Source organism: Rhizobium sp. BK008 (assembly GCF_014197345.1).
Taxonomy (GTDB): domain Bacteria; phylum Pseudomonadota; class Alphaproteobacteria; order Rhizobiales; family Rhizobiaceae; genus Rhizobium; species Rhizobium anhuiense.
This window is the reverse complement of record NZ_JACIFK010000001.1, coordinates 2,087,358-2,111,873: the sequence shown is the minus strand read 5'-3', so window position 1 is coordinate 2,111,873 and position 24,516 is coordinate 2,087,358. Positions and strand designations below refer to the sequence as shown.

Here is a 24,516-nt window from a genome sequence, read left to right as displayed (position 1 = left end):
ATTAAAAAACCCGCCGGAGCGATCCGGCGGGTTTTTCGTATGAGGTATGTCCGATCAGCGCAGGCTGCTTGGGTTCTGCGGCGTACCGCCCGCACCGCCGCCGAACAGGCTGCGGGCAGCACTCGCGGCGCTGCCGCCGGAGAGCATCTGCTGCAGGAAGGTGAGTTCCTTGCCGCCGGTCGGCGTGACGCGTCCGATCGTGTCGAACACCTTGCCGTCCTGCAGCGTATAGTTGGCACGGCGGCTGACGACGTTGTCCTTGTCGAAATAGATTGCCAGAACGCTCTGGTCGACGACCTTCAGCTTCTGGAAGGCGACGGCACGCGTGCGTCGCTGCGAGATATAATAGAAGACTTCGCCGTCGAAGGTCGCCGTCGTCGAGGGGGTGCCGAGCGACAGCAGCACCTGCTCCCGGCTTGAACCCTCCGGAACGAGGTTCAGCGACTGCTGGTCGGCGACATAACCGCCGTTGAGCACGGTGCTGGTTTGGCAGCCGGAAAGAGCTGATGTGGAGGCGATTATGAAGGCAATGGCCGCACTGCTGAAGAATTTCATGTCAGACTTGAAATACCGTTTCTTCAACGACATCTACTCCCTTGAGTGTCGATAGCAGCCATTTTGGGCCTTGCACGCTTTCCTCCTGCAAAACCATTGTGGCCATTCCGAGTCGAATGTCCCGAATTCGCTTCGTAGACGCATTGAAGGCATTGTCCCGAAACTGGCCACGATCAGCATTGCAATTCGCGCCTGCTTCGGTAAACCAGCTTTCGAAATCATGCAACAAGGCCAGACGCCAGCCGGCATGAAGAATGAGGCATTTCCGGAAAAAACAATGATCTTCGGGCTCTTCCGTAAGAAAAACAACAATCAGGCGATCGTCGACAGGCAATATGCGGCCTTGGCGGCGGCCGCGCGCATGCCGGAACTCTACGAGCAGCTCAATGTGCCCGATACGGTCATGGGCCGTTTCGAGATGCTGTCGATCACCATGATTCTGTTTTTTCGCCGCACGCGCGCTTCCGCCACCAGCGGTCAGGAGATCGCCCAGGAGATCGTCGACGCCTTCTTCCAGGATATCGACTATTCGATCCGCGAGCTCGGCATCGGCGACAACAGCGTGCCGAAGCGCATGAAGAAGCTTGCCGGCATGTTTTACGGCCGGCTCGAAGCCTATTCGAAGGCGATGGACACCGGCGATGCCGAAGCCCTGGCTCTTGCTCTTCAACGCAATATCTACCCCGAAACCGAAGCGCCGGCCGATATGTCCGGCCTCGCCGGATGGATGATCACCGCGGAAGCGCATCTGTCCGCTCTAGCCGAAGAGGTGATCGCCACCGGCTCGGCAACGCTTCCGCCGGTCGCCAGCCCACCGGTTGCCTGAAGGAGGAAACGATGAAGAATGATCGGGACGATGTTCCCTTCTCCTATCATGTCAAGGTCGGCCATATTTCGGCCAACCCCGTCGAGGTCCATGTCGAGGCCGACGCCAGCGAACTCACGGCGCTTGCCAAGACCTGGAACGTCGTTTCCGTCGACGATCTCAGCGCCGATCTGCAGATTGCCCGCTGGAAGCGCGACGGCGTGCGCATCAAGGGCCGCGTGCAGGCGAAGATCGTCCAGTCCTGCGTCGTGACGCTGGAACCGGTCGAATCCGCCATCGATGAGAGCTTCGAGCAGATCTTCGTGCCGGAGGGCTCCAAGCTTGCGCGCCAGCCCGGCAGCGACGCCGGCGAGATGCTGCTCGATCCCGACGGTCCCGATCTGCCCGAAACCTTTGTCGGCGATACGATCGATGCCGGCGAGGTGGTTGCAGAATTCGCCGCTTTGGCGATTGATCCCTATCCGCGCAAGGAGGGTATCGAATTCTCAGGTCATATCGAGGATAGCGGCGAGGACGATAAAAAACCCTCCGCTTTCGCGGTCCTCAAGGACTGGAAAAAGGACTGAAGCGTCTCTGGCATTTGACACAATTCAGTTGTAAGCGACGCCAAAACCGGTATTTTGGCCGAAATTTCGCCCCTCGGCGAAAAGAAGGATCAGGGACGCGTGATCAGAATATCTCTCGACCTCATGGGTGGCGACTTTGGTCCCCAGGTTGTCATCCCCGGCGCCGCCAAGGCGCTGGATCGGCATCCGGATATTTCCTTCGTTTTCTACGGTCTCAAGGAACAGTGCGATCCGGTTCTCGCCAAGTTTCCGAAACTCAAAGAAAAATCGCTCTTTCACGATTGCGAACTTGCCGTTGCTATGGATGAGAAGCCGAGCCAGGCGCTGCGCCGCGGCCGCTATATCTCCACCATGTGGCGTTCGATCGAGGCGGTGAAGACGGGGGAGGCCGATGTCGCGGTCTCGGCCGGCAATACCGGGGCGCTGATGGCGATGGCGAAGTTCTGTCTGCGCACCATGGCCAATATCGAGCGCCCGGCGATCGCTGCGATCTGGCCGACGCTGAAGGGTGAGAGCATCGTCCTGGACGTCGGTGCGACGATCGGCGCCGATGCGCAGCAGCTGATGGATTTCGCCCTGATGGGTGGCGCCATGGCGCGCGCGCTGTTCGAAGTCGAACGCCCGACGATCGGCCTTCTGAACGTCGGTGTCGAGGAGATGAAGGGCCAGGAGGAGGTCAAGGAGGCCGGCCGGCTGTTGCGCGAGGCCAATATCGATTCGCTCGAATATTCCGGCTTTGTCGAGGGCAACGACCTTGGCAAGGGCACGGTCGACGTGGTCGTCACCGAAGGATTCTCCGGCAACATCGCACTCAAGACCGCCGAAGGCACCGCCAAGCAGATCGGCGAATATCTGCGTGCCGCCATGTCGCGCACGCTGCTCGCCCGCATCGGCTACCTCTTTGCCAAAAGCGCCTTCGACATGCTTCGTGAGAAGCTCGATCCGAGCAAGGTCAATGGCGGCGTGTTTCTCGGCCTGAACGGTATCGTCATCAAGAGCCATGGCGGAGCGAATGCCGAAGGCATCGCAGCCGCCATCGAAGTCGGCTACGACATGGCCAAGAACGGCCTCAATCAGAAAATAGAAAACGATCTTAAGAAATATCATGCCAAACGGCTGCCCCCAATGGGCCCGGAAGCGGCATGAGCGATAGGGTTCAGTCAAATATGATCCGTTCAGTGGTTCGCGGGTTCGGAGCCGCACTTCCGAAGCGCGTGATGACCAATGGTGACATGGAGGCGATCGTCGACACATCCGACGAATGGATCGTCCAGCGCACCGGCATCCGCCAGCGTTATATCGCCGGTGATGACGAAACGACGGCGTCGCTCGGCGAGGCCGCCGCGCGTGCAGCCCTTGCCAATGGCGGTCTGACGCCCGCCGACATTGATCTCATCATCTGCGCCACCTCGACGCCGGACAACACCTTTCCGGCAACGTCGGTCAACATCCAGAACCGTCTCGGCATGAGCCACGGCTTCGCCTTCGACGTTCAGGCCGTCTGCACCGGTTTCGTCTATGCGGTCACCACAGCAGATGCCTATATCCGCGGCGGGCTTGCCAAGCGTGTTCTCGTCATCGGCGCCGAAACTTTTTCGCGCATTCTCGACTGGAACGACCGCACCACCTGCGTGCTTTTCGGCGATGGCGCCGGCGCGATCATACTCGAAGCGATCGAAGGCGAGGGCACCGTTGCCGACCGCGGCGTGCTGACCGCGCATCTGCGTTCCGACGGCTCGCATAAGGAAAAGCTGTATGTCGATGGCGGACCGTCGACGACCGGCACTGTCGGCAAGCTGCGCATGGAAGGCCGCGAGGTCTTCAAATATGCCGTCGGCATGATCACCGATGTCATTCAGGCGGCTTTCGATTCGACCGGCACCACTGCCGATGATCTCGACTGGCTGGTGCCGCACCAGGCCAATCGACGCATCATCGATGGTTCGGCGAAGAAGCTGAACATCGACGCGGCGAAAGTCGTCGTAACCGTCGACCTGCACGGCAACACGTCGGCCGCCTCGATCCCGCTCGCACTGGCGACCGCTGCCGGCGACGGCCGCATCAAGAAGGGCGACCTGGTGATGCTCGAAGCGATGGGCGGCGGCTTTACCTGGGGCGCCGTTCTGCTGCGCTGGTAGGCAGGAATCCTAAAAAACTGGCGGCGAACAAGAGCTTGACCGTAAGGCGCAAGACAAATACTCTTCGTGCGATTTCACAAAATAGTTTGTAGTGGGCGGGGAAACCATGACCGGAAAAACAGTGACGCGAGCAGACCTGGCGGAATCCGTTTTCCGAAAGGTCGGGCTTTCCCGGACCGAATCTGCCGAACTCGTCGAAACCGTCATCGACGAGATCTGCAATGCGATCGTGCGCGGTGAAACCGTCAAGCTTTCCTCCTTTGCCACTTTCCAGGTGCGCGACAAGAACGAGCGGATCGGCCGCAACCCGAAGACCGGCGAGGAGGTTCCGATTTCCCCGCGCCGTGTCATGACCTTCAAGGCGTCGAACGTGTTGAAGACGCGCATCCTCAAGGCGCATGTCGCTCGCAAGATCAAGCTGAAGCCGCAGAATCCGGCTCCCTGATCATCGGCTTCCCGTTTCTAAGCAGCGTTTTTTGCTTTCGCACTGTCCAACGTTGTGCGCAACGTCGAGACATGACTTGAATTGTCGACGCCAAACCGTTGAAATATGATGAGTCGCCGTTGGATCGAGCCGCGAGGTCGCGTAGCAGTATGACGTTGGACAAGAGCCCCGATGCCTTTCGCACCATCAGCGAAGTCGCAGACGATCTTGATCTGCCGCAGCATGTGCTGCGCTTCTGGGAAACGCGTTTTCCCCAGATAAAGCCGATGAAGCGCGGCGGCGGCCGTCGTTATTACCGGCCGGAGGACGTGGATCTCCTCAAGGGCATCCGGCATCTGCTCTATGATCACGGCTATACGATCAAGGGTGTGCAGAAGCTTCTGAAGACCAACGGCAACAAGTTCGTCATATCGGTCGGCCACGGCGATCTCGCCAGCGTCGAGGCGCTTGCCTCGGGCGTGCAGGATGCCGGTGCCGGCGAACCGCGCGTCGGCATGGCCGACGAAGATCAGATCGTCGGCCGCGCCAAGCCGCCGATCACCCGCCGATTCTTCAATTTCGTCGCTGGAGACGACGAGCAGGAAGTTTCGATCGGCAAGTCGAGCGTCGGCAAGGAAGACAGGGCGCTACTGCAGGAGGCGCTCTACGATCTCCTGGAATGCAAGCGCCTGCTCGACCAGGTGCGCTGAACCGCTTCAGGCTTCGGTCAGCCGCTTCATCGCCTGTTCGAGTTCGCTAAGCTGGAAGGGTTTTTGCAGCACGGGCAATGTGCTGGGGCTGCTGCCATCAGGCGCGGTGCCGTATCCCGTCGCGTAGAGATAGGGTTTGCCGCGTTCGTCGAGCAGCTTTGCGACCGGCAGTGAACTCTGCCCGGCCAGCGAGACGTCGAGTATGGCAGCGTCGAACTCCGTATCCCTGGCGGTTGCCAGCGCTCGCTCCAGATCGGGCGCGCTGGCGCAGACCCGGTAACCCAGATCGGCGAGCATGTCCTCGAGCAGCATGGCAATCAGCGCGTCGTCTTCGACGATGAATATGTCTTTCATGATCCGGTCCACCCATTGCCCCCTTGCTAGAGCGCCGTGCGTCCTTTCGGATGCACAAAGGACGCTCCGACACTTTAAACCTACGCATCGTGCTTTCCAAAAATCGATTCTGATTTTCGGAAAGCACGATGCGTAGGCATGATGGTTTATGTGGACCGCTTGCACGGCTCGTCAAGACGTCGTGCCCGGCAGTGTGAGAAACAGCATATTGCCGGTTGAAATTCGATGTGCAAAAGCTGGGATGCCGGCCGCGCAACGGCCACTTGCTGCATAATTCCTGAAATCCGAATCGATTTCGGGATAAAATTATGCAGAAATCCAAAGTGTTACAGCGTCTTTTGCGCGTCTGAAAAGACATGGCGGTGCTGTAAGAAGGGGTGTCGGATGGATTTGCTGAGTGCCACGGATTGGCTGCGTCACAGGCCGGGTTTTACCTACCCGCTTGCCGTTGCCTTCGTTGGTCTGACGTTTCTTTTGAGGCTTGCCGCCAGCGACTATCTCTCCGGCTTTCCCTTTCTGAGCTTCCTTCCGGCGATATTGCTCGCAAGTTTCATCGGCGGCGCCGGGCCGGGCCTTGTCGCGGCCATGCTTGCCGCTTTCATCGTCCAGCAATTTTTCGTCGAGCCGCACAATATTTTCTGGCCGGTCAGCGCCGGCCAATGGGTCGGTCTTTCCACTTATCTCATCAATGCCGCGATCATCGTCGGCCTGATGGAGATGATCATTATCGCCCATGAGCGGCAGAGCCGCCTTCGCAACGAGCTCAACAGCTTCAACACGCGCCTCGAAGAGACGGTGGTCCAGCGCACGGCCGAGCTCCGGCACGAGATGGAAGAGAATGCTGCCGCTCAGGCGCAGGTCCGCCAGTTGCAGAAGATGGAGACGATCGGACAGCTGACCGGCGGCGTCGCTCACGATTTCAACAACATGCTGGCGATCATCATCGGTAACCTCGATCTCGCCCAGCGGCGCCTGACCGGCAACGAGGATCCCCGGCTGCTGAATTCCATCCAGAACGCCAAAGACGGCGCGCAGAGGGCGGCCGTTCTGACCGCGCGCCTTCTCGCCTTCTCGCGCCAGCAGCCGCTCGCGCCTGAAGTGATCGACCTCAACAAGCTGGTCGGCGGCATGTCCGAGCTGCTACGGCGCACGCTCGGCGAGCAGATCCGGATCGAGACCGTGCTCGCCGGTGGCCTCTGGCCAAGCTTTGCCGATCTGAGCCAGCTCGAGAACGCTATTCTGAACCTGGCCGTCAACGCCCGTGATGCCATGCCGGGCGGCGGAAATCTGACGATCGAGACCGCCAATACCGAACTCGACGAGCGCTATTCGCGCATGCATTCGGAGGTGGAGGCCGGCCAGTATGTGATGATCAGCATCACCGATACCGGCACCGGCATGTCGCCGGAGGTGATCGAGCGCGCCTTCGACCCGTTCTACACGACCAAGGGACCCGGCAAGGGCACCGGTCTCGGCCTTAGCCAGGTTTACGGCTACATCAAGCAGAGCGGCGGCCACATCAAGATCTATTCGGAAATCGACAGGGGCACGACGGTGAAGATCTATCTTCCCCGTCATGTCGGCGCGACGGACGCCCGCTTGAGCGCCGCCGGCGCTCAGCCGCTTCCTCAGGGCAGCGTCAACGATACGATCCTGGTGGTGGAGGATGATGAGAACGTCCGCACCATGACCGCAGAAAGCCTGCATGAACTCGGTTACACCGTATTGCAGGCGGCAAGCGGTATGGAGGCGCTTTTGCTTCTGGAGGAGAATGCGGCAGTCGACCTGATCTTCACCGATATCGTCATGCCGCAGATGAGCGGACGCCAGCTTGCCGATGTCGTCCAGGAAAAATGGCCGGCGATCCGGATCCTCTACACGACGGGCTACACCCGCAATGCCATCGTCCACAATGGTGTGCTCGATCACGGCGTTTCCCTGCTCGCCAAGCCCTTCAGCCTGGAGCAGCTCGCCCACAAGATTCGTGAACTTCTGAATGTGCCGGTGAGGATGGAAGATGAGCGGACGTGAAGCCGCTAGATCATAATGCCGAAAAGTGTGTGCGGTTTTCGCACGACATCATGTTCTACTCCTTAATTTAGAACAGGATTTAGATTTTAGGCTGGCCGGGCCTAAAATCATCCTGTTCTAGACGGCCGCACGTCCACGGTTAGATCAGATTATTCCAGGACCTGGATTATGCGGTGCGTCTTCGGCTCGACGATCACGCGCCGCTCGTTGACGACGGTGTAGCCGTAGCCGTCGACGTTGGGCACGGTATGCACTTCGACGGTATCGGGCAGTGTCGCGCCGACTGCGATATCGCCTTCATAGACGACGGACGGCGCGGTTTGCTCCATCACATAGGTGCGCACTTCGCCGGGCAATACCACGGAGCCGGTCGGTGCGGGATCGGTGACGATGACGGTGCTCTGCGCGAAGGCGGCGGAGCTGATGGTCAGCATGGCGGCCGCAGCCAGCATGATCTTGCGCATGGGATATTCTCCTTTTCCTACCCAGACATCAACGCAACGCCGGCCATGCGGCATAGTTCCCCACTGACTTTTGCCGGACGGAGACACGCGCAATGAGAGCGGTTGAGGTGTTGCGAAACTGGTTTGTGCATCATACGGTTGAGCTGTCCGAATAACGTCCAGTGTGATTCCCTCCGGTGATATCAGCGGCTCGTTCTTTTTTACTCTTCATTAACCATGCTGGCGGTTTATGTCGGATGAACGGCCGGGTGGTCGTTGATTCGAAGGTCCGTCGCGTTTCGGTTCGCGAATGGATATCTGAAAAGACGATTGCGGCGGCTCGAAACATGCGTTTGCGGAAGACGATATCGCTGATGGCCGTGGCAGGCGTGATGGCCGGCTGCACGTCGACCGGCGGTGTGCATCAGCCTTCCGGGCCGGAAACCGTGGCGCCTGAAAAGGCGCTGGTCCTGCCGCCGCCGGGCGGCCCGTCGATCGTCAGCGTCGTCGAGCGCAAGCGCGGCAACGGCGTCGAGCAGACGATCTCGCTGTTTACCTCATCCGCCGTGCCCGGTCAGAATTTCCTCAAGGTCCAGTTCCTCGGCGCTTCCGGCGCCAATCCCGGCACCGGCAATGCCGGCTTCAGCATGATCAACGAGAGCGGCATTACCCGCGAGGTGGCCCGCTCGGCCCCCGGTGTGCCGATGGCGACCTCGGCGACCTTCCTGCAAAACGCTTATGGGCCCTTCGGCTATGCCGCCGGCCGCAGCCGCGCAGGCGACACCTGCATCTATGCCTGGCAACAGATCCGGTCGAGTGCCGCCGCCAATACCCAGGCGCGCAATTTCGGCATGATCCAGCTGCGTCTGCGTCTCTGCGATGCGAGTGCTACCGAGCGTCAGCTGCTCGGCATTGTCTACGGCTACACCGTATCAGGCACGTTCGACGGCGAGATCTGGAATCCTTACGGCAATCCGCCGCCCGCCGATGGTGCGCTCGGGCGCAGCGGCGCGCCGATCTATCCCGACGAGGGCGGTTATCGCGCCAGTCCGATGCCGATCGGCTATGAGCCGGCGCCCGCGATTGTCAGCGGGCCGCGGGCAACGCCTCTTCGCAAGACCCCGACCTCGCAACCGGCTCAAGGCGCAGCACCTATGCCCGCGCCCATTGGCCCGCGCGTGCCGCTGCCGGGCGAGGCGCCACAGACGAGCGCAAAGCCGGATGCCGCGCCTGCGCCGAACCAACAATCGGCAAGGGCGATCGGCGTCACCGTGCCTTCGCCGGACTGTATAGGCGACGCGGCCATGACGGCCGCCTGCCGGAAATAGTGAGCATGCCAGGGGCGCCGGAAGGCGCCCTGGTTGAGCAACTTCGAAGGAACGACGATGCGCAAAGCCCGCAGTGTCATCATATGGGCCGTGGTTTCGCTCTGCCTGATCGTGCTGATCACGCTGCCGGTCAACCTGCAGACCCAGCTCATCACCAGCATCACCGTGGTAACCGTCATGGCGGTGATCAAGGTCTTGAAGGGCGAGGGGACGTGGCGCCTCGTGGCGCTTGCCTTCGGCACTTCGATCGTGCTGCGTTATGTCTATTGGCGCACCACCAATACGCTGCCGCCTATGAACCAGCCTGAGAATTTCATTCCCGGCCTGCTGCTCTATCTCGCCGAAATGTATAGCGTCGCGATGCTGGCGCTCAGCCTTTTCATCGTCGCCACACCGCTGCCGCCGCGCCCCTCGCGTGCCGCCAATCCCGGGCGTCTGCCGCATGTCGATGTCTTCGTACCGTCCTATAACGAGGATGCCGGGCTTCTCGGAAACACGCTCGCCGCCGCCAAGGCCATGGATTATCCGGCCGAGAAGCTGCATGTCTGGCTGCTCGACGACGGCGGCACCTTGCAGAAGCGCAATTCCGGCAAGCTGCTCGAAGCCCAGGCGGCTGCCGCCCGCCATATCGAGCTGAAGCAACTCTGTCAGGATCTCGACGTCAGCTACCTCACGCGCGACCGCAACGAGCACGCCAAGGCCGGCAATCTCAACAACGGCATGAAACATTCGACCGGCGAACTCATCGCCGTCTTCGATGCCGACCACGCGCCGGCTCGCGATTTCCTGCTCGAGACCGTCGGTTATTTCGAAGACGATCCGAAGCTCTTCCTCGTCCAGACCCCGCACTTCTTCATCAATCCTGATCCGCTGGAGCGCAATCTGCGCACCTTCGACAAGATGCCGAGCGAGAACGAGATGTTCTACGGCATCATCCAGCGCGGCCTCGATAAATGGAACGCCGCCTTCTTCTGCGGCTCGGCGGCGGTTCTGAGCCGCAAGGCGCTCGAATCCCAGAACGGCTTTTCCGGCATCAGCATCACCGAGGATTGCGAGACGGCGCTGGCGCTTCATGGCAGCGGCTGGAACAGCATCTATGTCGACAAGCCGCTGATCGCCGGCCTGCAGCCGGCCACCTTCGCAAGCTTCATCGGTCAGCGCAGCCGCTGGGCGCAGGGCATGATGCAGATCCTGCGCTTTCGCTTCCCGCTTCTGAAGCGCGGCCTGACGATCCCGCAGCGCTTCTGCTACATGTCGTCTACGCTTTTCTGGCTCTTCCCGTTCCCGCGGACGATCTTCCTGTTTGCGCCGCTCTTCTACCTGTTCTTCGATCTGGAGATCTTCACCGCCTCCGGCGGCGAGTTCCTTGCCTATACGCTGGCCTACATGCTCGTGAACCTGATGATGCAGAACTACCTCTACGGGTCGTTCCGCTGGCCCTGGATTTCCGAGCTGTACGAATATGTCCAGACCGTACATCTGCTGCCGGCCGTGGTCTCCGTCATGCTCAATCCGAGGAAGCCGACCTTCAAGGTCACCGCCAAGGATGAATCGATCGCCGTCAGCCGTCTGTCGGAGATCAGCCGTCCGTTCTTCGTCATCTTTGCGGTACAGATCGTCGCGCTCATCATCACCATCTACAGGATCTATGCCGAGCCTTATAAGGCCGACGTCACGCTCGTCGTCGGCGGCTGGAACCTCATCAACCTGATCATGGCCGGTTGCGCGCTGGGTGTCGTGTCGGAACGCGGCGAGCGCGCCTTGTCCCGCCGCGTCCGGGTCAACCGGCGCTGCGAATTCGGCGCCAACGGCAAGTGGTACGCGGCTTCGATCGAGGACGTTTCCGTCCACGGTGCGAGGCTTCACATCTTCAACAAGCAACTCGACGAGATGCTGGTCGGCGCACTCGGCGAAATCCGCTTCCGGCCCTATAGCGGCGCCGATCTGGAAACCCTACCGCTCATCGTCCGCAACATCGAGCCGTCGGGCGACATCAGCAATGTCGGCTGCCAGTACGTGCCGAAAAGCGCGCTCGACCATCGCCTGATCGCCGACCTGATGTTTGCCAATTCCGGTCAGTGGACCGAGTTTCAGGCCTCGCGCCGCCGCAATCCCGGCCTGATCCGCGGCACCATCTGGTTCCTCGGCCTGTCGTTCTACCAGACGAGCCGGGGCCTCATTTACTTCTTCCGCAGCATGCGGCCGGAGCGGGAAGCCCAGCAGCGGGCGGCAAAGGTCAATGCTGGATGAGAAGGATCGTCGCCGCCTCGCTTCTCCTGCTGAATGCCTCCGCCTTTGCCCAGGCGCAGACGGCGCCCTTCGACATGTCCGGCGACCGGCCACCCGGGGCATCCGTTACCCCGAGATTGACGCCACCCACGCCGCCGACAGCCCCTGCACCCGCTGCCGGCACGCCTCCGGTTTCCGTAACACCCGCACCTGCAACGCCGGCCGCTCCTGCTCCCGCAGCCGTTCCTCTGACGATTGTCGTCCAGCCGCAACTGGCAGCACCCGCGCTCCAGCCAGCCGCGGCGGCAAATACCGCAGCGCCGCCGCGCTCCGGCGATGTCCGTCGCTATGTCGTGCCCTTTTCGAAACTGGATCTCAGTGGCGAATACGATCGCCGGTCATGGTCGGTCTATCTGACGCCGGAACAGGCGGCGGCCAAGGCAAGCTTTACCTTCGCCTACCAGAATGCGATCGTCGTCGCGCCTGAGGCATCGGCGGTGACCGTCTATCTCAACAACCGCCCGATCGGCCAACAGCGCGTCGGCTCGCCGGATGGACCGTCGGCCGTCACCTTCCAGGTTCCGCCCGGTTTGCTGCAGCCCGGCGCCAATCTCGTCACCTTCGAGGCCGCCCAGCGCCACCGCACCGATTGCAGCATCCAGTCCACTTATGAGCTGTGGTCGAACATCGATCCGGCCGGAACCTATCTGAGCTTTGCCGGCAGGGATGCCGCCCAGCTGTCGAGCGCCGACGCGATCCGCGCCATCGGCGTCAACAGCGCCGGCAAGACCGAGTTCGACATCGTCGTCCCGGCACTGGAGCAGCCGGGAACCACCAAGCCGCTGCTGCGACTGGCGCAGGGCCTGTCGGTGCTGAGCAGCATGCCGAACCAGATCTTTGCCTTCAGCACCGCTTCGCTTCCGGCCGCCGGGCCAGGTAAACTCAGCGTGCTCGTCGGTACCGCGGCGGAGCTGCGGCCGCTCTTTCCCAGCCTGCCGCCCGGCGCCGAAAGTGCGGCATTCGCCGCTTTCGCCACCGATCCGCGCAGCGGTTCGCCGGTGCTTCTGATCAGCGGCCCCTCCTGGCAGGCGGTCTCCTCGGCGATCGATACCATCGTCTCGCCGACGGACAGGTCCTCGGATGTCCGCCGCGACGTGCTGACGACCGAGCGCTGGAGCGCGCCGAACGCGCCGCTGGTCTTTTCCGATACGAACATCGCCTTGTCCCAACTCGGCGTGAAGACCACCGAATTCTCCGGCCGGCGGCTGCGGACCAGTTTCAATGTTGCCGTGCCGGCCGATTTTTATGCCAATGCCTACGGCGAGGCGAAGGTGCTGCTCGACGCCGCCTATACCGATAACGTGCTGCCCGGCAGCCACATCGATATCTACGTCAACGACAACATCGCCTCCACCGTGCCGATTACCACCACCACCGGCGGCATTCTCCGTCATCTGCCGATCCGCGTGACGATGCGGCACTTCAAGCCCGGTCTCAATTCGGTGGCGATCGAGGCGATCCTGATGACCAAGGACGATGCGGCTTGCGCGCCGGGCGCCACGGCCGGTGCGACGCCGCGCTTTGCCCTGTTCGACACATCCGAGCTGCAGATTCCGGATTTTGCCCGCGTCGGTCAGCGTCCGAATCTGGCGGCAATGTCCGGCACCGCCTATCCCTATGGTCGGGCCACCGAGCCGACGCCGCTCTTTATCGACCGCGTCGATGCCGATACGCTTTCGGCCGCCGCCACGCTGCTCGGCCAGATGGCGATCACGGCCGGCCATCCGATTGCCGTCGACACCGTCGCCTCGCCGAATATGATCGGCGATCGCGACGCCATCTTCATCGGCTCCGTCTCGCAGATGCCGGCCACCGCGTTGTCGCAGGCCAATATTTCGACGGAGAGCCAGGCCTCGTGGCGTCCGGTGGCCGATACGCAGGCGAGCGTCGTCGATACCGGTACGGCCTTTGAGGAATGGAATTCCAAGGTCAGCGGCGGTGTCTTGCACAACCGGATCACGGCTTTCCGCGAATGGGTGTCGCGCAATTTCGATATCTCCCGCAGTTCGCTGCAATTCGTGCCCGGCGCCGAGGAGATTTTCACGCCGTCCAACGTCGACACGCTCCTGGTGGCCCAGGGCTCCAGTCCCGCGGGGGCGGGCGCGTGGACCGTGGTGACGGCGCCGTCGGCGAAGGATTTGCGCGAAGGGCTGGAGGTTCTGACCGCGCAGCTGAACTGGCCGCAGATATCAGGCCACATCACCACCTACTCGAGCAAGACAGGCAAGATCGAGACCGTGCCCGTCACCCGTTTCGATTTCGTGCCGTCCACCCCCTGGTCGATCTCCAATTACCGCTTGATCGCCGCCAACTGGCTGTCGACGAATATCCTCTCCTATGCCTTCCTGCTGGTCGTCTTCGTGCTGCTGATCGGGGTCACCACCTCAAGCATGCTCGGAAGGCTGGGTCGGTCGAAATGAGACGGTTACGCGCGCTCCTGCTTGCGGCATCGGTCGCGCTCGCTCCGGCTGGAGCGCCCGCCGTTGCGCAGCAGGCGATGATCAATGCCGGCGCATGGTCGGCATACAAGGCGAAGTTTCTCGATGCGAGCGGCCGTATCGTAGACAACGGCAACGGCAATATCAGCCACAGCGAAGGGCAGGGCTATGGCATGCTGCTCGCCTATCTCGCCGCTAGCCCCGCCGATTTCGAGCAGATCTGGTATTTTACCCGCACCGAACTGCTGCTGCGCGACGATGGCCTGGCCGTCTGGAAATGGGATCCGAACGTCAAGCCGCACGTCACCGACACCAACAACGCCTCGGATGGCGACATGCTGATCGCCTATGCGCTGGCGCTGGCCGGCACGGCGTGGAAACGCGAGGACTATATCCTTGCCGCCTCCCGCATGGCGCAGGCGCTGCTTGCCGAAACCGTCGTGCGCTCGGCTGGCCGGACGCTCCTGTTGCCGGGAAGCGAGGGTTTTACCGGCAGCGACCGTGACGACGGTCCCGTCGTCAACCCGTCCTACTGGATTTACGAGGCTATTCCGGTGATGGCGGCGCTCGCTCCGTCGGATGCCTGGAAACAACTGTCGGAAGATGGCGTGGCGCTGCTGAAGACGATGCAGTTCGGCCCGCGCAAGCTTCCCGCCGAATGGGTGAGCCTGCGCGGTCAGCCGCAGCCGGCCGAGGGTTTCGACGCGGAATTTGCCTATAACGCCATTCGCATTCCGCTTTATCTCGTTCGCGGCGGCGTCACCGACAAGGCGCTGCTGACCCACCTGCGCGAGGGGATGTCGAAAGACGGTGTTCCTGCCACCTTCGATCTCACCACCGGCCGGCCGAAGGCGGTGTTGCCGGATCCGGGTTATAGAATTGTTAACGATGTTGTGGCCTGTGTAATCGATGGGGCCAAGCTGCCGGGCTCGGCCCTGCAATTTGCGCCCGCACTCTATTATCCGTCTACGCTCCAGTTGCTGGGGCTGGCCTATATCGGGGAGAAGCATCCGGAGTGTCTGTGAAGTCTTCCCTCGTGGCGGTTTCAGCGGCAGTCGTGGTGGCGACCCTCGTCACCGGGCTGAAGGATCGTGCCGCTCTGCAGGAACGGTTCGGCCTTGGGCCTGCCGGCAAGCCGGTGCCGGAGCTGATGATGATGGGCCGCATCAAGCCGGCCGATGCTCCCGGCGGCAATTCCGAATTCAACGCGCAGCTCGTCGCCGACAAGATCGAGGCAATCACCTCCTCGCCGCCGCCGGCACCGGATACCTCCGCGCCGGATGCCGCAGCACAGCAGCCTGAAGCGCCTCCACCTGTGGCATCACAACCTGCGGCACCGCAGACGGCCGCCCCGCCGGCGCCGGTCACGCCCCCCATCGTTTCCGAGCCGCCCGCGCCGCAACAGGCTGCGGCGCCGCCGCCGCCCGCCGTCGATGAAAGTGCGCTTCGTTATTTCGCCAGCCGCGGCGACAAGCTGCGCCTGCAGGCCGAAATCTCCCGCCTTCAGGCGCTCTACCCCAACTGGGTACCGCCGGCCGATCCGCTCGCCGTGCCGCAGAATGGCGACAAACAGCTTGAGGCCATGTGGCAACTCTATTCCGATGGCCGCTATGCGGAGCTGCGCAAGGCGATCGCTGACCGCCAGGCAGCCGATGCCGGATGGCAGCCGCCGGCCGATCTGCTCGACCGGCTCGATGTCGCCGAGGCGCGCGCCCGCCTCATCAATGCTTCCGACCTCAAGCAATATGCAACGGTGGTCGATACCGCTGCCGCAACGCCGAGCCTGCTCACCTGCAGCGAGATCGATATTCTCTGGCGCGTGGCCGAAGCTTTCATCCGGACCGAGAGGACGCAGCGCGGCCAGGACGCCTACACCTATATCCTGAAGAACTGCCCCAATCCGGCCGAGCGGCAGGCGACGGTCGAAAAAGCCTCGACGCTGCTTGCCTACCAGCCGATGCAGGCGCTGCTCGCGCTGGAGAGGCCTGCCAGTGAGGGCAGCAGCGAATTCGATGCGATCCGCGACAACCTCGCCCGGCGCTTCATGGCCGAAGGCAATGACGATCCGAATCTCGCCATCGCGCCCGATTATGTCGCCCGTCTCGAAAAGCTCGCCGCGACCCAGGGGCTTGCCTCGGATGCGCTGCTGCTCGGCTGGTATCAGCTTCGCCGCAACAACGATGCCGATGCCGAGAAGTGGTTCCGCGCCGCCCGCGCCAAGCAAGATTCGGCGGCCGCTTCGCAGGGGCTGGCGCTGGCGCTGATTGCCCGCAAGGCGCCGCAGGAAGCCGAAGAGGTGATGTTCCGCTGGCGCGCCGATTCCGAGGATGCAACATCAACCTATCTCGCCGCCACCGCCAATCTGATGGCGCTGCAGCCGCCGGCCGATCTGGCCGAGGATGTGCTGCATCGCGTCGCCGCCGAAGTCATCGCCCGCAAATACGCGCCGACGGCGCAGCAGTTCGGCTGGTATGCCCGTTCACTCAATCAGTTCCAGACCGCCGCACGCTGGTTCGAGACGGCTCTTGCCTGGAAACCTGATGACGAACCGTCCGCCTATGGCCTTGTCATCACCCGCGAGCAGTTGAGCGACCGCAAGGGCGTGCTCGACCTCCAGCGCGCCTGGGCCGGCCGGTCGACCCGGATCACCAAACTCGAAGATACCTCCTCGCTGACGCCGAATGCGGTCGCGACAGAGAAGGGGACGCTCGCTCCGCAGCAGCCGGTTCAGCCGACGCAGCCGCCGCGTCCGACCGCCGCTCAACCGCTCCCAGCCGAGCAGGGACCTGCACAGCAGCCGGAGCCGGAAGTCGCCGGTGGCGCGGCAAGGCCTTCGCTGCAGACGGTGACCGTCCAGCGCGGTCCGCGCCAGACACGCGGCTGCTCGACGACCATCGATGCAGGGCAGCTCAGCCCGGCCGACGCCCTGTCGCGCGGCTGGTGCCTGATGGATATCAACCGGCCGATGGAGGCGATCTCGGCCTTCGAGGCGGCATTGCAGAGCCCGGCCCGCAAGGTCCGTGAAGACGCGGCCTACGGCCAGAGTCTTGCCTATCTGCGCGCCGGCCTTTCCGGCAATGCTGCCGTCGCGGCCACCAAGGCGCCACAGAACCGACAGCGCGCCGCCGAGCTTCAGGTGGCGATCCTCGCCGACCGGGCGCTTTCGGCCTTCGATGCCGGCCGTTATCGCGAAACCCTGATCTATCTCGATCAGCGTGCCCAGCTGCAGCAGGAACGTATCGACCTGATGGTTCTGCGCGGCTACTGCTACCTCAATCTCAAAATGTACGGCGATGCGACCCGTATCTTCGAAGCCGCTGCCGCGACCGGCAGCCGTGATGCCGCCCGCGGCCTTGCCGACGTCCGCAACGTCACCCATCCGGACGTCAACGACTGACGTTGACGCCGCCGCCGCTCTCCGCTACTCGCCTGCGCAGGGGCCGCCGCGGCCTCATGCTTCCCGGCCTCATGCTTCAAGGAAAAGCCCGTGCCCGCTCGCCATGACGTCCTCGACAGGTCCTATGATGCCTTCCTCTTCGATATGGACGGAACCCTCCTGAATTCCATCGCCGTCGTCGAACGCGTCTGGAGCGACTGGGCAAGACGCCACGGCTTCGAACCGGAGGTTTTCCTGAAGACCATCCACGGCATCCGCGCCTCCGACGTCATCCGCGGGCTCGGCCTGCCCGGCGTCGATCCGGCCCACGAGTCGGATCTGCTGCTCGCCGAGGAGATGGAGGATGTCTCCGGCATCGTCGAAATCCAGGGCGCCATCCGCTTCCTCTCCGCCATTGCCGATGGCAAATGGGCAATCGTCACCTCGGCGCCGATCGAGCTCGCCAGGCGCCGCATGGCTGCCGCCGGCATCCCGATGCCGAAGGTCATCGTCAGCGGCCAGGAGGTCAAATCAGGCAAGCCCAGCCCCGAAGGTTATCTGCTCGGCGCAAGCCGCCTCGGCGTCGATCCCGCGAAATGCCTGGTCTTCGAAGATGCCGTCGCCGGCATCCTCGCCGGTGAAGCCGCCGGCGCCGACGTCACCGTCATCACCGAAACCCACGCCACCCCATTCGAAACACCGCATTTTTCGATCGCCAACTACCAGGCATGGCAGCCCATTCAAACCGCTGAAGGCCGATTGGCACTCGCCGCGATCTGAGCATTCGCACAAACCGCTTCCTTTTTGTGGGAGGCAAGGTTTTTCCGCTTGCATTGCACGCGCTGAAAAACTAAACGAAGCAAGCCGTTTCGGCAGGTCGGGGCGTAGCGCAGCCCGGTAGCGCACTTGACTGGGGGTCAAGGGGTCGCTGGTTCGAGTCCAGTCGCCCCGACCATTTATCCCCTTGAAATCCCAGTCAGAATGTCACTTTCTTCGTCCCGCCGGCGGCGGAAAACGGAACGAGACATGGCCAGTAGTGCTGAAACGGGAACCGAAAACCCCGGAAAAGTCCCGAACGAAAACGTCATTTGTTGATGTTGCAGACGAGTTGCTACGCCGTCATTGAAAACACGGCGGGCCTTACGCCGTCTTCAGTGCGGTTTCTGAGCGATCGCGATCATCGACTTCGCCAGCAGCGGAATCCTCCCGACATATTCGAAGTCGACGTCTTCGAAGCCTGTTTCGACGAGCAGCGTGCTGAGCGTTTCGGGAGACCAGAATTTGATATGGCCATGGTCCTTGAGCGGCATGAAATGGTCATCCATCTTTCCGCTTACGGCCAACGCCAGATTTTTCCAGTAGCCGTGAAAAGGCGTCGACACGACCGCGATGCCGCCGGGCTTGACCAGATCGTAAATGGTGGCCGAGAAAGATTTGGGATCATAAACATGCTCCACCACTTCAAGGCTTATCACCGCATCGAAGGTCCCGTACCGGCTGGAGAGATCTTCGTAACCAGAGCCGATCTCCAGCGGAAGATCGGGATGAGCCGTTCTCGCTTTCGCAATGCCGTCCTCGGACGGATCGACACCGACGACGTCGTAACCTTTTTTTGCCAGCACGGCGGCAGCACCGCCGGTGCCGCAACCGAGGTCGAAGACCGCAGTCTCGTTTGCCTCCTGAAAATTATTCTGGAGAACATCGACAACGGCCGGCAAGATATAGGAATGGGCGGTCGCCGGCTTGGCGTGGACATAGGTAGTCGCGTCCAGTTCGATAGACATATTACCTCCTGATAAGTGAGCCGCCGCAATGGTACGGCGGACTTTGACGGCAGTGTGGTGTCGTTGTGGTATTAAGGTGATAAACGCCGAAGGCGTTCGCGGCTGCCAAGGGATCTCCAGCGGTCCCGGCGCTCGTCTCGGGGAAATCCGCGAAGCTGATTGACAGGGTGCCAGGAAGATGCTGAAAACGGGCCGCAATTGAGGTTGCCGCATTCTCGCGGACCAAAGGGCCGCTGTATCGGCTCCAGCCGTTTCGACCATTTAAAATAAATAACGCGCCGGAATACCCTTTGGGAGTGTGTCGCAAATAGTTCCTGTAGTTCTTTTTGGTACTCCCTCAGTTGGGAGAGGTGATGATTGTTGCATTTTGTTAAGGCTATACAGAGCTTTGAAGTTAAGAGCCCAATTTTGATTTGAAAAAGATCTGAACCCTCTTCGCTTTCTGGCGAATATGTGTAGATTAACATTATCCCTGTCAGAAATAGCCTAGTGCGAGCGCATGGCGGATATGAAGCAGAATCTCACTTGCAGGCAGGCCCTCGCAGCCGCTTTCCAAGCTCTGTCGGAAGAGGCCGTCAAAGCCGGCTGGTCAGAGGGCGATGTCGCCCTCGCGCTCGCTGAACTCGCCGAGGAGCAGGTGATCGAAGTGACCGCCAAGATCATCACGGAAGGCTCCATCCATCCCCAGTTCGCCGCCAGCGGCCGTAGCAGCTAGAGCAATTCACACCAGCAATCCTGCCGCTTTGGCTGCCGTGACGAAGGAAGCCTGCGCTGCGCGCGGGCTGCGCAGTCCGTCGAGCGCATCCAGGCAATGCTGGCGCGCAACGCGATAGTCGCGCCCGCGCTTGCTGGGCCACCGTTTCAGATATTCGACGGCCTCCCAGACGGTGGAAACGATCAGGCTGCTATTTGGAGAAAGGACCCGGACGGGGGAGGGAAAGCGTATTTCGCTCACGTCTGCACTCACTGATTCCTGCTACAAGCGCCACCAAACGCGCGGGACAAAATTTTGTTCCATAATTTTATTCCCCGGGAATTTGCGCAGTTGCTAAAGTTCGGACCGTCGCGCATAATGATTTTATGACGGTTGCGGAGGGCGGCCGGCGATGCAAGCGTGAATGCGTTTGCCCTCGGAGGATGTGCGGCGTGATGTTACGATCATCAATTCATCCGCATGATTTACCGCTATTTTCGGAAGATCTCGATTTGCTGTCGCAAGTGCTCGACAAGGTCTGCGACGAACGCGGCCTGGCCAGGACGACACCGGAGGCCGAGCGGATTGGTGCGGTCATCATTCAGCTCTACAGGCAGGGCGTGAAAGACGGCGGCAAACTCGCCGATCTTGCAAAAACCTATCTCTGACGATCAGTTCTGCTCGATCGACACACCATTCTTGCCGATGCTCATCTCGATCCCCTGCGGCTTGCTTTCCTCGTGGAAGATGTAGGCGCCGAGACCGACGACGGCGACGACGAGAACGCCGATGATGACGTAGAGACCATTGCTTCGGTTCAAGAGACTGCCCCCGGATGTGTTCATGGGACAGCGAAACGCTTAGCGCACCGATTGGTTCCGTCAGTCGTCGTTGGCGGCGTTGAGGTTTTCCGGCCGGATGCCGTCATCGCTGGAGCTGCGTGCGCGCAACCGGATGCCGGGGCCGCCTTCATCTTGATTGCCGCTGGAAAGGAAGATGATGCCGTGCGCTTCGAGCGTACTGCGCACATCGAACAGCGCGTGCGGCTCGCCCGCAAATTCACCGTTTTCGAGCGCCGTCACGGTCTCCACGGGCAGGCCGCTGGCGGCGGCGAGCTCTTCGATACTCATTCCGATCATGGCGCGCGCGCCGCGTATCTGCGTTGCCGTTATCATGGTGGAAAATCTAGCGCATTTGCAGCGCTTCTCAAGTGGCCCGGCGATTGATTGGCGAACGAAGCAATGCTGCATGCATTCTTCAAACGTCCCTCAGTTTTACGCCAAACAGATCATCATGCATGCGCTGGACCGCGATCCCCACGCCGCCCATAAGGGCGGCCCGGTTTCCGAAGCGGCTGATCTCGATGCGCGGCGGATAAGGGGTACAACGCGGCAGGAAACGCCGGATGGCGTCCACGAGTTCCGGTCTCGAGCCGATGCTGCCACCGGTGATCACCAGTTCAGGATCAAGAGTTGCTCCGATTGCCGCAATGGCGACCGCCACCAGCCTGGCCGTCTCTTCGATTGCGGCCACGGCGCTTGTATCTCCTGCATCAAACGCGGCGAAGAGATCGGCCACGGTGGATGCGTCACGCCCGCCGAAACCGGTGTAGCGGCGCAGCATCGCCACGCTGCCGACCGCGCTCTCAAAGGTTCCAAGCGTAAAGCCGCCGGGATCGAACGCATCCCCGCCGATCGGGAGATAGGCGATTTCGCCGGCCGCGCCACGCGCGCCGCGCAACAGAGTTCCGTTGGCGATGATGCCCATGCCGACGCCTGTTCCAAGGGTAACGAAAGCAAAATTGCCGGTTTCGACACCGTGTCCCTGCCACCGCTCCCCTTGCGCCGCAAGGTTCACATCGTTTTCCACGATCACGGTGATACCCATTCTGTCGCTGAAGACTTGCTGCAGATTTATGGCGTCGATGCCGGGGATATTCGGCGCGACGTTGATGTGTCCGGTGACCGGATCGAGCACGCCGGGTGTGCCCAGGACGGCGAGACGGAGCTTGTCGGCGGTGGTCCCGGCCGCAAGCGCGAGTTCAACGAGAAGATCGCTGAATTGATTGACGAGATGCATGCCTCCGCGCGGGTCGGTGGCCACTTTGGTTTCGGCAACCACGTTTCCCAACAGATCGCAGATGGCTGCGGCGATCTTGGTGCCTCCGAGATCGATAGAGACAGCCAGTCCGGCCCTCGCATTGATTTCATAGATAATGGCATTCCGGCCTGGACGACCGTCGGTCTGCCCGACAGGTTTCAGCCATCCGTCATCCTCGAGGTCGCGCACGACCTCGGAAATCGTCTGCTTTGACAGACCGGTCAGCTTGGCGATATCGGCGCGGGAGATCGGCCCGTTTGCCAAAATGGTTCGGATCACCGCATTGGTTGAAATTTTTCGTGCGATGGGTGTCTGTACGACGGAAGATGTCATTGCCATCCAGCCAGATCGATCCAATTAGTTCGGAGCGCATACTTAATTGGGGCGATATTAGATCATAATTATCAAGAAGAAGAGAAATTCGGAAGCTTAGCTCCGCCGTCCTCCCGGATTTGAGTATAGCAAGATCGGCAATTTGTCTATGTCCTTGACAAATAGGGATCGGCCTGTAGGCTGAGATCAACGCGCAATCCAATGCGCGTGATATAAAGAGGGTCGAGGAGCAGTATGCGCCATACGTCTCGTCCGGGTAGACATGCGCTCGCCAAGGTCGTCCGAAGAGGAGCGGCCTGGGCTTATTCGGCTCTATTTCTTTTTCTCGTCCTGCTGTCTGTTGAACTTGGCGTGCGGGGATCTGCCCATGATAAAGCCTTCGACTGATGGACAGCTTTTCGCCGAAGAGCCCGTTTTACTGCCTGTCATGACGCCGCGCCTTCAGGCCGATGTTCATCCGGGTGGATATGCTGATCTTGCCCTGTGGGGAGCCGGCAGCCTGGGGCGTGTGAGATTTTCTCCATTCACCGGCCCTTATGCCTATGCCCCGAACCGAGTCGTGTCGAAACAGGGCGGCGTGTTTGTCGCGCAGTCGCGACCGGTAATGCTGATCCGCCAAGCAAGCCTTCGGGGCGTGTACCCTGCGCGTCGTTGCGCTTGGTGGCACGAGCCGGATGGCAAGGGTGCCAGGGTGAGGGTCACCCGCAACCACCATCGGCAGACTTTCGAAATGGCCTGGGGTGTCCTCATTGTCGAAACGTCGGGTTCGGATTTGCGGATCGCCATCGGCGCCTCAGGAGACGAAGCTGAGAAAGCGTTGAGCCTCACCAGCGAAGCCATTATCGGGGAAGCCGCTGAATATGCGGCGCGTTGCGACAGGATGCCCGAGGCCGATCCGTTGATGCGCAGCATGGTCAGCCAGGGGATACACGCCGCTCTTTCCAGCATCAGGCACGACGAAAACGGGGCCTTCGCTGGCCTTGCCGCCGGGCAGGCCTATAGTGCTCCGGCGCGAACCTATTACCGCGACGGCTACTGGACGATGCAGCCTCTTTTGATGCTGGCGCCGGAGGCGGTGCGCGATGAGATCCGAATTCTCGCCAAGGGAGTGCAGTCGGATGGGGAGGCCCCGAGCGGCGTGATCTTGACGGGGCCGGCGCAATCACAGGCCTGGCAGCACTTCGTCGCCGACAGCAAGGCCAATCCCAAAAACCACAAAAGAGCCGTGCCGGAATACCACAACCGTCCGCAGGACTGGTGGAGCGATCACTTCGACAGCCCGCTTTTTTTCATTCTATTTCTGAGCGATTATTTCAGCGTGACGCAAGACCTGGCAGAGGTGCAACTGCACTGGCCGATCGTCAGAGCAATCACCGATCGCTATCTCGGCCTGGCCGCGCCCGACAGCGTTCTGCCGCTGAAACCGCGCAACGACCGGGACTGGGCCGACAACGTCTATCGTGAGGGTCTCGTCTCCTATGACCTCGGTCTTTTCGTCGGTGCCATGGACGCGGTGGCAAGGCTTGGCGAGGGCCACGATCCGACGCTTGCCGCACGCGCGCTCAAGACCGCAAATCTGGCCCGTGAAGAAATCGAGGCCAGGCTCTTCGTGCCGGCAACGGCGGGATATATCGATTATGGAACGCCTGGCGCTTTCATCGAGGATCATCTGGCTCTCGACAGCCTGACCTTGTCGCGATTCAGCGCAATTTCGAAGCATAGGGCCGTCGGCCTGTTGAAAGCTTTTGAAAACAGACTGGAAACGCGCAACAATCAACAACAGCCCTATGGCAGCTGGGGTGTCATGTGCGCCTATCCGCCATTCAAGCGGCAAGGCGATCTGCGATCCAAGACCGCTTTTCCCTACCGCTACCACAATGGCTCGGACTGGCCGTATTGGGATGGCGCCTATGCCGAAGAACGCCTTCGCCACGGACTTGGGGGTGCACGCTACGCACTGACACGCTGGTGGGAAACCTGCCTCGACAATGGCTGGATCGGTGCGGTGGAATATTTCTCGCCGCCTTATGGGCGCGGTTCCCTGCTTCAGGGCTGGAGTGCCATGCCGGCGGCGGTCGTCTTGAAATATGGGCTGGACGCTGCAAATGCGGAGCCAAGGTCATGAAC

Annotated in this window: 24 protein-coding genes and 1 tRNA gene; 17 read left to right on the top strand and 8 right to left on the bottom strand. The window is 61.4% G+C overall.

All coding sequences use genetic code 11. The features are described 5' to 3' along the window. Nucleotides 1-54: 54 nt before the first annotated feature. Nucleotides 55-588, bottom strand: a complete 534-nt coding sequence (locus FHT69_RS10380; protein ID WP_047616416.1) for an outer membrane protein assembly factor BamE — start codon at nt 586-588, stop codon at nt 55-57. A gap of 187 nt (nt 589-775) precedes the next feature. Here FHT69_RS10380 and FHT69_RS10375 point away from each other — a divergent pair, with 187 nt between their 5' ends. The 6 genes from FHT69_RS10375 to FHT69_RS10350 all read left to right on the top strand — a co-directional run bounded on the left by FHT69_RS10375 (nt 776) and on the right by FHT69_RS10350 (nt 5,219). Beyond that, complete coding sequence (locus tag FHT69_RS10375) at nt 776-1,381, top strand: ubiquinol-cytochrome C chaperone family protein (protein ID WP_052213390.1); 606 nt, start codon at nt 776-778, stop codon at nt 1,379-1,381. An 11-nt stretch (nt 1,382-1,392) separates the two neighbouring features. After that, nucleotides 1,393-1,947 (top strand): YceD family protein, encoded by a 555-nt coding sequence (locus tag FHT69_RS10370; protein ID WP_047616418.1) that lies wholly within the window; start codon nt 1,393-1,395, stop codon nt 1,945-1,947. Nucleotides 1,948-2,046: 99 nt separating this feature from the next. After that, nucleotides 2,047-3,093 carry a phosphate acyltransferase PlsX gene (gene plsX / locus FHT69_RS10365; protein WP_047616628.1) on the top strand — a complete coding sequence of 349 codons (1,047 nt, stop codon included), beginning with the start codon at nt 2,047-2,049 and terminating at the stop codon, nt 3,091-3,093. Between the two features lie 20 nt (nt 3,094-3,113). Then, nucleotides 3,114-4,085 carry a beta-ketoacyl-ACP synthase III gene (locus FHT69_RS10360; protein WP_097631044.1) on the top strand — a complete coding sequence of 324 codons (972 nt, stop codon included), beginning with the start codon at nt 3,114-3,116 and terminating at the stop codon, nt 4,083-4,085. 106 nt (nt 4,086-4,191) lie between these two features. Continuing rightward, nucleotides 4,192-4,530 (top strand): integration host factor subunit alpha, encoded by a 339-nt coding sequence (locus tag FHT69_RS10355; RefSeq protein WP_047616420.1) that lies wholly within the window; start codon nt 4,192-4,194, stop codon nt 4,528-4,530. Nucleotides 4,531-4,679: 149 nt separating this feature from the next. After that, nucleotides 4,680-5,219 carry a MerR family transcriptional regulator gene (locus FHT69_RS10350; protein WP_047616421.1) on the top strand — a complete coding sequence of 180 codons (540 nt, stop codon included), beginning with the start codon at nt 4,680-4,682 and terminating at the stop codon, nt 5,217-5,219. A 6-nt stretch (nt 5,220-5,225) separates the two neighbouring features. Here FHT69_RS10350 and FHT69_RS10345 read toward each other — a convergent pair whose 3' ends face one another. Then, on the bottom strand, nt 5,226-5,573 hold the full coding sequence (locus FHT69_RS10345) for a response regulator (RefSeq protein ID WP_018447482.1): 348 nt from the start codon (nt 5,571-5,573) through the stop codon (nt 5,226-5,228). Between the two features lie 384 nt (nt 5,574-5,957). On the opposite strand from FHT69_RS10345, the gene FHT69_RS10340 reads away from it, so the two are divergent. Then, nucleotides 5,958-7,604: an ATP-binding protein gene (locus FHT69_RS10340; protein ID WP_047616423.1), complete on the top strand. Its 1,647-nt coding sequence runs from the start codon at nt 5,958-5,960 to the stop codon at nt 7,602-7,604. 149 nt (nt 7,605-7,753) lie between these two features. Here the strand turns inward: FHT69_RS10340 and FHT69_RS10335 are convergent, their stop codons facing one another. Then, nucleotides 7,754-8,068: a DUF1236 domain-containing protein gene (locus FHT69_RS10335; RefSeq protein ID WP_063474280.1), complete on the bottom strand. Its 315-nt coding sequence runs from the start codon at nt 8,066-8,068 to the stop codon at nt 7,754-7,756. Nucleotides 8,069-8,394: 326 nt separating this feature from the next. Here FHT69_RS10335 and bcsN point away from each other — a divergent pair, with 326 nt between their 5' ends. The 7 genes from bcsN to FHT69_RS10300 all read left to right on the top strand — a co-directional run bounded on the left by bcsN (nt 8,395) and on the right by FHT69_RS10300 (nt 18,433). Beyond that, the gene (gene bcsN, locus FHT69_RS10330; protein ID WP_063474334.1) at nt 8,395-9,375 is read left to right on the top strand and encodes a cellulose biosynthesis protein BcsN; all 981 of its coding nucleotides are present in this window, start codon (nt 8,395-8,397) and stop codon (nt 9,373-9,375) included. Between the two features lie 57 nt (nt 9,376-9,432). Further along, complete coding sequence (gene bcsA / locus FHT69_RS10325; RefSeq protein ID WP_047616634.1) at nt 9,433-11,625, top strand: UDP-forming cellulose synthase catalytic subunit; 2,193 nt, start codon at nt 9,433-9,435, stop codon at nt 11,623-11,625. After that, entirely contained in the window at nt 11,622-14,084 is a 2,463-nt protein-coding gene (locus FHT69_RS10320; protein WP_183905293.1) for a cellulose biosynthesis cyclic di-GMP-binding regulatory protein BcsB, read from the top strand. The genes bcsA and FHT69_RS10320 overlap by 4 nt, the downstream gene beginning before the upstream one ends. Further along, entirely contained in the window at nt 14,081-15,127 is a 1,047-nt protein-coding gene (locus FHT69_RS10315) for a glycosyl hydrolase family 8 (protein ID WP_097631042.1), read from the top strand. The genes FHT69_RS10320 and FHT69_RS10315 overlap by 4 nt, the downstream gene beginning before the upstream one ends. Then, nucleotides 15,124-17,499: a cellulose synthase gene (locus FHT69_RS10310; protein WP_183905292.1), complete on the top strand. Its 2,376-nt coding sequence runs from the start codon at nt 15,124-15,126 to the stop codon at nt 17,497-17,499. Before FHT69_RS10315 ends, FHT69_RS10310 begins: the two co-directional genes overlap by 4 nt. A 90-nt stretch (nt 17,500-17,589) precedes the next feature. Beyond that, nucleotides 17,590-18,258 carry an HAD family hydrolase gene (locus FHT69_RS10305; protein WP_063474284.1) on the top strand — a complete coding sequence of 223 codons (669 nt, stop codon included), beginning with the start codon at nt 17,590-17,592 and terminating at the stop codon, nt 18,256-18,258. Between the two features lie 98 nt (nt 18,259-18,356). Next, nucleotides 18,357-18,433, top strand: a tRNA-Pro gene (locus tag FHT69_RS10300). Between the two features lie 196 nt (nt 18,434-18,629). On the opposite strand, the gene FHT69_RS10295 is transcribed toward FHT69_RS10300, so the two are convergent. After that, nucleotides 18,630-19,262 carry a class I SAM-dependent methyltransferase gene (locus FHT69_RS10295; RefSeq protein WP_063474285.1) on the bottom strand — a complete coding sequence of 211 codons (633 nt, stop codon included), beginning with the start codon at nt 19,260-19,262 and terminating at the stop codon, nt 18,630-18,632. A 499-nt stretch (nt 19,263-19,761) separates the two neighbouring features. Here FHT69_RS10295 and FHT69_RS10290 point away from each other — a divergent pair, with 499 nt between their 5' ends. Continuing rightward, nucleotides 19,762-19,977 carry a hypothetical protein gene (locus FHT69_RS10290; protein WP_183905291.1) on the top strand — a complete coding sequence of 72 codons (216 nt, stop codon included), beginning with the start codon at nt 19,762-19,764 and terminating at the stop codon, nt 19,975-19,977. Nucleotides 19,978-19,983: 6 nt separating this feature from the next. Here FHT69_RS10290 and FHT69_RS10285 read toward each other — a convergent pair whose 3' ends face one another. After that, a complete protein-coding gene (locus FHT69_RS10285; RefSeq protein WP_047616438.1) occupies nt 19,984-20,217 on the bottom strand; it encodes a DUF982 domain-containing protein in 234 nt (77 codons plus the stop codon). Nucleotides 20,218-20,411: 194 nt separating this feature from the next. Between FHT69_RS10285 and FHT69_RS10280 the strand changes: the two genes are divergently transcribed. After that, entirely contained in the window at nt 20,412-20,624 is a 213-nt protein-coding gene (locus tag FHT69_RS10280; protein ID WP_029872887.1) for a hypothetical protein, read from the top strand. A 3-nt stretch (nt 20,625-20,627) separates the two neighbouring features. On the opposite strand, the gene FHT69_RS10275 is transcribed toward FHT69_RS10280, so the two are convergent. From FHT69_RS10275 to FHT69_RS10265, 3 genes are all read right to left on the bottom strand, one after another. After that, nucleotides 20,628-20,777 carry a hypothetical protein gene (locus FHT69_RS10275; protein WP_047616637.1) on the bottom strand — a complete coding sequence of 50 codons (150 nt, stop codon included), beginning with the start codon at nt 20,775-20,777 and terminating at the stop codon, nt 20,628-20,630. 60 nt (nt 20,778-20,837) lie between these two features. Next, the gene (locus FHT69_RS10270; RefSeq protein ID WP_047616439.1) at nt 20,838-21,131 is read right to left on the bottom strand and encodes a helix-turn-helix domain-containing protein; all 294 of its coding nucleotides are present in this window, start codon (nt 21,129-21,131) and stop codon (nt 20,838-20,840) included. 82 nt (nt 21,132-21,213) lie between these two features. Beyond that, nucleotides 21,214-22,395 (bottom strand): ROK family transcriptional regulator, encoded by a 1,182-nt coding sequence (locus tag FHT69_RS10265; RefSeq protein ID WP_183905290.1) that lies wholly within the window; start codon nt 22,393-22,395, stop codon nt 21,214-21,216. A gap of 361 nt (nt 22,396-22,756) precedes the next feature. Here FHT69_RS10265 and FHT69_RS10260 point away from each other — a divergent pair, with 361 nt between their 5' ends. Next, entirely contained in the window at nt 22,757-24,514 is a 1,758-nt protein-coding gene (locus FHT69_RS10260) for a glycogen debranching protein (RefSeq protein ID WP_183905289.1), read from the top strand. Nucleotides 24,515-24,516 lie beyond the last annotated feature (2 nt).